This is a genomic window from Bacteroides sp. 2201st1_D9_2201SCRN_220225 (assembly GCF_040928965.1).
Classification (GTDB): domain Bacteria; phylum Bacteroidota; class Bacteroidia; order Bacteroidales; family Bacteroidaceae; genus Bacteroides; species Bacteroides stercoris.
Genome location: NZ_JBCODG010000058.1, coordinates 22728 through 29561 on the forward strand (window position 1 = coordinate 22728; position 6834 = coordinate 29561).

Genomic DNA, 6834 nt, shown 5'->3' on the forward strand with positions numbered 1-6834 from the left:
TATGCAGGTTCATAACTAAATTATCTTTATTATTCTCTTATCCGTTATTTATGCTGCAAAGGTAAATGCTTTTTTATAATCTCCAAACAAATTGAAGAAAAAAAAGATATAAACATGAATAATCGTAAGGAAACCATGCTTTAAAATCTTATTTTATCACTTGACGGTTATCCATAAAACGATTCGGATACTTTACAGAAGTAATGCCAAACACTTACAAAGCACTTAATAATCTGAAAATTACCGGGACGCTTCCTCTCCCGAAGCAAAATATTCGTATCTTTGCGCATTGTCAAAACAGACAATGCAGTATTTACTAATAAGAAATAACAAATTAATGGAAACAGTAGAAAACAAGTACATCACCTTAGCATATAAGTTGTACACAATCGAAAACGGAGAAAAAGAGTTCACAGAAGAAGCTCCCGCAGAGCACCCGTTCCAATTCATATCGGGACTGGGCCTCACATTGGAATCTTTCGAGAACCAGGTGAAAGACCTGAACAAAGGCGATAAATTCGACTTTACAATCAAAGCCGAAGAGGCTTACGGCGAGTATGACGAGGAGCATGTCATCGACCTCCCCAAAAACATCTTCGAGATAGAAGGCAAGTTCGACAGCGAACGCGTAGTAGAAGGCGCCGTAATCCCCTTGATGACCTCGGAAGGCCAACGTATCAACGGAAGCGTAGTCGAAGTAAAGGACGATGTAGTAGTAATGGACATGAATCACCCCCTGGCAGGCTGCGACCTGAACTTCGTAGGTGAAATCACCGAAAACCGTCCTGCCACCAACGACGAACTGTCGGAAATGGCACGCATGATGAGCGGCGGCGGATGCGGTGGCGGATGCAACTGCGGAGACTGTAGCAGCGAATGCTGTAGTTAACGGTTAATGATTAAGGGTTAGCGATTAGTGGTTAGTGATTAAGAGGTGGTGATTTGGTTTATCAATGGCACATATTCATAATGCTGCGATTAATCGCTAACCATTAATCACTAATCATTCCCCCTTAATCACTAATCGCTAACCTCTAATCACTTACTTGTCATAATTTCCAGGACTACTTTGTCGGTTTCATTCATTCCTTTGGAACCTATCTTCGTGAGGTTTCGGATACTTTGGTCTACATCTTCATCAATAATTCCTTCAACGGAAGTGACGCAACGGTTTTCCATTGCCATGATGGCGGAGAGGACGGCGGTAGAGACGCCGGTAGTTACTTTCAAGGCGCAACTGGGTTTGGCGCCGTCGCAAATCATTCCTGTAAGGTTGGCAATCATGTTCTGAACGGCAAAGGATACTTGTTCGTAAGTACCGCCCATGAGCCAGGTAATGCCGCAACTGGAGCCGGTGGCGGCTACTACGCAACCGCATAGGGCAGACAGGCGTCCCAGACTTTGCTTGATATAAATCACGGTCAGATGGCTGAGCATGAGGGCACGGATCAACTCTTCTTCCGATTTGCCGTTCTCCTCGGCATAGACCAGCACGGGCAATGTAGCGGAAATACCCTGGTTTCCACTGCCCGAATTACTCATTACCGGTATCATAGCACCTGCCATACGGGCATCGCATGCACCGGACGTGTAAGAAAGGATATGGGAGAATACGCTGTCACCCAAAATCTTGTGTTCATAATTGCCACGTAACATTCTGCCCAGTCCATGACCGTAGTTCCCGTCGAAAGAACGTTCGGCGGCGGCCTTATTCAAACGGGCGGTTTCAAGGATAAAACGAATTTCGTCCAGCGGGGCATTCATGGCAAAGTCATATACCTTCCGCAAGGTCAGGCCTGCGACTTGTGCCTCCTCTTCTCCGCAACCCGCACTTTGCTTGTTTAAAAGGACATCGCCGTTACGGGCTATATATATAAAGGTGGTATGGCCGCCGGCTATAATGGCAGTGGCTTTATTCCCGCCGGATTTGCAGCACACCTCGATATAAAGCTTTTCCGTGATATTCTTCTTCAGCGATATATCGATGCGTTTTTCGCCGATAAAGCGTTTTCCCTCTTCTACGGCGGCAGGATTGCAGTCTTTCAGCACTTCCAACTGATACTCCGACTTGCCTATCAGCGCTCCCAGGGCTATAGCTATGGGCAGTCCAATCATACCTGTGCCGGGAATGCCCACTCCCATTGCGTTCTTCAGGATATTGGCACTCAACAAGACATCTATTTTCTCCGGCTTTGCCCCCAAGGTTTCGGTTGCTTTCGCCACACATAAGGCAACAGCAATGGGTTCCGTACAGCCAATGGCAGGAACTACTTCGCGCTGTACCAAAGCAATTATTTGTTTTCTTTCGGCTTCAGTCATACCATATATATTTTTATTCAATCTTTATACAAAGATATACGGAATAACAAATAAATACCAGAGTTTACCGCACTTTTTTCTTCTTGTATCTGTTATTACAAAATAATAGCGTATTTTTGCAAACTGCTAAACTGTATTTATTTATCAACATTCAAAAAAGAAGGATATGAATTTTAAGAAGTGGACTACTGCTCTCATGCTTGCCTTAGCCGTTTCGTCCTGCATACAAGACGAAGCGCTCAACTCCGAAGCAGCCATTGACGCCTGTACAGGCGCGGATGTACAATTGGCTCACATCAACAGTGACTCTAAAGAAATAAACATATATGTACATAAAGGGGCAAACCTTGCCAAACAGCAACTGCTGTTTACGCTGCCCGACGGTGCCACCATCAAGGCAGACGAACATTCACCGAATGACATCCTTAACAATTACGATTTCAGCAACGAGTCTCACTCCCGCACCTTTACCGTCACTTCCGAAGACGGCGAATGGACCGCTACCTATACCGTAAAAGTAGTACCTGCCGAAATGCCGGAAACATTCCATTTCGAAGACCTGCTTCCCTCTGCCGGTACCGAATACGACATTTTCTACGAGTTCGAACCCGGAACTTCAACCAGTGTTTCGCGCGTAGCGCAATGGTCCAGCGGCAACCCCGGCTACAAACTTACCGGCATGACAGACAACCGCACCGGCTATCCTACGCAGCAGGTTACTGACGGCTACCGCGGCAACGGACTGAAACTGACCACTTGCGACACCGGAAGTTTCGGAGCCATGGTGCAAATGTATATTGCCGCCGGAAACCTGTTTATCGGTTCCTTCGACCTGGCAAACGCACTGAAAGATCCTCTGCGTGCCACCAAGTTCGGCATACAGTATTACAAACGCCCCATAGCGTTGAAGGGTTACTTCAAATTCAAGGCAGGAGAAGTTTATACCGATGAAGGCGAAGTACAGAAAGACATGAAAGACCGTTTCGACATTTACGCCATACTGTACGAAGCAAACGAGAACTCCTTTATGCTGGACGGCAGCAACAGCCTGACTTCCGAAAACATCGTAGCCAAAGCCCAAATCAGTGAAGAGGCTGCTATAGAAACCGACGAATGGACAGCGTTTGAGTTACCTTTTGAACCTATGAACGGTAAAGAGATAAACAAGTTGAAACTGCAGGACGGCAAGTACAAATTAAGCATCGTCCTCTCCTCCAGCGTGAAAGGCGCGTACTTCAAAGGGGCAGTCGGCAGCACATTATACGTAGACGAATTAGAACTTATAAGCGAAGAAATCTGATTATAGAATATGAAAAAGCATCATTTTATTTGCACGATAGCCGTACTGCTGGCAATGGTAGCCAACGTACAGGCACAAGAAGAGAGAAACAAAAGTCTTATCAACTCCTATCTGCACGGTTGGGAATACAACATTAAAGCCGGATTCAATATCGGCGGTACATCTCCCATTCCCCTGCCCAAGGAGATACGCAAGATAGACAGCTATGCACCGGGCATCGCCATTGCCATCGAAGGTAATGCCACCAAGTGGTTCGACGAAAAGAAAAAGTGGGGACTTACCCTGGGACTGCGGTTGGAGAACAAGAACATGACTACCGAAGCCACCGTAAAGAACTACGGTATGAAAATCATCAATACCAACGGCGGAGAGCTGGCAGGTCTTTGGACGGGTGGAGTCAAAACCAAAGTGAAAAACTCCTATCTCACCATTCCCATCCTTGCCGACTACCGCATCAGCAAGCGCTGGATAGTATCGGCAGGTCCGTACTTCTCCTATCTGCTGGAAGGCAACTTCTCCGGACACGTGTACGAGGGTCACTTGCGCACACCCGACCAGACCGGTTCCAAAGTGGAGTTTACCGGTGAAAGCATCGCAACTTACGATTTCTCCAACGAGTTGCGTAAGTTCCAGTGGGGTATCCAATTTGGGGGCGAATGGAAAGCGTTCAAGCATCTCACCGTGCATGCCGATGTAACGTGGGGATTAAACAATATCTTCCAGAAAGACTTCGATACGATAACGTTTAATATGTATCCTATCTATCTGAACTTAGGATTTGGGTATGCATTCTAAACAAGATTTTTTCGTTTTTTGTCGTCACTCGTCACTTTTCGTCTTAATGCATTAAGGACGAAGGTGTTATCTGGTGACGACAAGCTTATATACAGTGACGACCGATTTTTGGTCGTCACTTTTTCATTTTATACGAGGGTATTCCGTTAGTATCAACACTTGGTAGTTAAAATACCAATGCTTGGTACATGAGATACCGCTACGTGGTATTTGGAGTACCAATGTTTGGTACTTATATTATACATAACATACTGTATCCTCTCAAGTAGAACTTTATGATGCTAAAGTTGACCTTTACAACTCTCAAGTAGCCCTTTACAACTCCCAAACAATCCAATAGCTTATGGAAATTAGATAGACAACCCTATATAGGATTTTAATAATAATCAATCAACTTCGCTTAGGACGACACATATTAAATATAAAGGATACTTCTTCACAGAAGTATCCTTTATATTTAATATCAATTACTTTAGCCGAAAGGATCTAATTACTCTTTTATCAATTCAAAATCATCAACAATCAATGTACTACCCGGAGCACCCCAAAACTTATCACCATCCTTACTTGAAGAACAAGCAATAGTCATACGATATTTTTTATTGGTATCATACTGCTTTTTCCATTCCAAAGGTAACTCAAACTTTTTCCAATCAGTTTGAGCACCACCAATCAATTGTCCAATAGCAGCAATACGGCTTGAAGTATAAATATTCTTTTCCTCTTCATCTGTACCGGTTAGACAATCAGACCAGCCTATTTCATCATAAGCAGTTGTTTCATATAAAACTACGCTAATCATAAATTCATCAACTTTAGTTTCGTCTACTACAGCTTCATGGCAATGTTCTTTATATGGTTTGGTATTTACAATATAATATACATCACCAGGAGTATATTTATACCATCCTCGCAAAGAAATAGGTTTTTCTTTGCAGGGGATACCAAATTTAGTGCTATTTAAGGTATTAAAATCAGTCTTAAATTTTCCTAGAAATAAAGAACCTGTAGTCACTTTAGGAGCTTTTGCTATACCCAGATCTTGTCCTTTTGTATCAATAGACTGAATTTTTGCTGCAGCAGTTCCCGAATGAGAATCATCTGTTTGCATTATGACATAACTATCAGTAAGATTGAACCCTTTCAAGAAATGTGCTCCGGTATTACTACTTGCCCATCCCTCCGCTTCATAGAAAGTATTTTCAGGTTCTTGTCCTTCTACTCCAGGAAGCCACTTTTCAAAATCATACACATCTTCAGTACCTGAAATAAAAACTTGATACTCCTTTATAACCGTACCATCTTCAGAAGTAACCGTATAAATCACCTTTTTATTATCAGAAAAATCCTGTGCCACACCAGACTCAGGAGCTATCGTTGCTTTATGAGAATAAGTAATTGTAGGCACTAAAGCCTTTAAATCATCAGCAGTAGCAGAGGCTTTCACCTTAAAAGTAATCGTATTGTCTTCATTGATTACTGGTTGTTCTGCAACAATAGGATTATTCTCGAAAACAAAACTTGTAATCAAAGCATCCGAACTCTTTCGAGCAGAAACCTTATACTCCGTCACTGTTGTACCATCCTCAGAAGTAACCTTATAAATCACTACCTTATTTCCGGAGAAGTCTTGCGTCACACCCGATTCCGGAGTAACCGTTGCATTTTCAGAAATTGTAATTATCGGCTTCAATGCTTTCAAATCATCATCTGTTGCGGTTTCAGCCACTTTAAAAGTGATAGTTTTATCTTCATTGATTACAGGTTGCTCCGCAATAATATCGCTATCGAATTTGAACTCCTTAATCAAAGCTTCCGAACTTTCGTTCCCTGTCATTTTTTTACCTTTATATTCTACACGAACTTTCATTAGGTCATTATTCACATTCACTTTAATTATCAATTCAATATCTTCACCATTGATAGCTCCTTCCACAGAGACCGCACATTTACCGACAACCAAATCTAAATCTGCGTTACCGGTAAATGAATATTTATCCCCCTCAACTTTCAAAGGACAATTATCAATAGCTAAATCCCCAATAGTAATCGGAGCACCGCCAACCGTTATTACAAAGTTCTTCAATTCCAAACCGATTGAAGTGTCGGAAGACTTCTTGATAGTTATCTTTTGCTGCATGCCTTTGGCTATTTCCACATTTGGTTCATAGTAAACATCCATCAAGCCCTTGTAGTCACCGACAACCTCTCCAACTACTCCAGAATTGCCCGGCGCCTCATCGTCATCGCTACAAGCGGTAAATAAACTCATTGAACAAATCAATGCGAATAAATAAAACAAATTTTTCTTCATACAAATACTTGTTTAGTTAATAAAATCCCTCACTACTGTCCCGTAAAAGTGGATAAATAGTTCTTTGAAATTATTGAAATATAGTCAATTACACGGTTTTTTGAAA

At 42.6% G+C, this 6834-nt stretch carries 5 protein-coding genes; 3 read left to right on the top strand and 2 right to left on the bottom strand.

Annotation, left to right across the window (positions count from 1 at the left end; genetic code table 11):
• Positions 1-337: 337 nt before the first annotated feature.
• Complete coding sequence (locus AB5903_RS16590; protein ID WP_117858508.1) at positions 338-889, top strand: peptidylprolyl isomerase; 552 nt, start codon at positions 338-340, stop codon at positions 887-889.
• Between the two features lie 149 nt (positions 890-1038).
• On the opposite strand, the gene AB5903_RS16595 is transcribed toward AB5903_RS16590, so the two are convergent.
• Positions 1039-2319, bottom strand: coding sequence for a serine dehydratase subunit alpha family protein (locus AB5903_RS16595; RefSeq protein WP_118207103.1), 1281 nt, complete (start codon positions 2317-2319; stop codon positions 1039-1041).
• Between the two features lie 166 nt (positions 2320-2485).
• Here AB5903_RS16595 and AB5903_RS16600 point away from each other — a divergent pair, with 166 nt between their 5' ends.
• Together AB5903_RS16600 and AB5903_RS16605 are read left to right on the top strand one after the other, a co-directional pair.
• Complete coding sequence (locus AB5903_RS16600; protein WP_118086312.1) at positions 2486-3619, top strand: PCMD domain-containing protein; 1134 nt, start codon at positions 2486-2488, stop codon at positions 3617-3619.
• A gap of 9 nt (positions 3620-3628) precedes the next feature.
• Positions 3629-4414: a porin family protein gene (locus tag AB5903_RS16605; RefSeq protein WP_005657211.1), complete on the top strand. Its 786-nt coding sequence runs from the start codon at positions 3629-3631 to the stop codon at positions 4412-4414.
• A gap of 490 nt (positions 4415-4904) precedes the next feature.
• On the opposite strand, the gene AB5903_RS16610 is transcribed toward AB5903_RS16605, so the two are convergent.
• The gene (locus tag AB5903_RS16610; protein ID WP_368118047.1) at positions 4905-6728 is read right to left on the bottom strand and encodes a PCMD domain-containing protein; all 1824 of its coding nucleotides are present in this window, start codon (positions 6726-6728) and stop codon (positions 4905-4907) included.
• Positions 6729-6834: the final 106 nt, after the last annotated feature.

Excerpts from the sequence above, each read along its gene's own strand:
- AB5903_RS16590 (WP_117858508.1), top strand. The coding sequence starts at position 338 with ATGGAAACAGTAGAAAACAAGTACATCACCTTAGCATATAAGTTGTAC.
- AB5903_RS16595 (WP_118207103.1), bottom strand. The coding sequence starts at position 2,319 with ATGACTGAAGCCGAAAGAAAACAAATAATTGCTTTGGTACAGCGCGAA.
- AB5903_RS16600 (WP_118086312.1), top strand. The coding sequence starts at position 2,486 with ATGAATTTTAAGAAGTGGACTACTGCTCTCATGCTTGCCTTAGCCGTT.
- AB5903_RS16605 (WP_005657211.1), top strand. The coding sequence starts at position 3,629 with ATGAAAAAGCATCATTTTATTTGCACGATAGCCGTACTGCTGGCAATG.
- AB5903_RS16610 (WP_368118047.1), bottom strand. The coding sequence starts at position 6,728 with ATGAAGAAAAATTTGTTTTATTTATTCGCATTGATTTGTTCAATGAGT.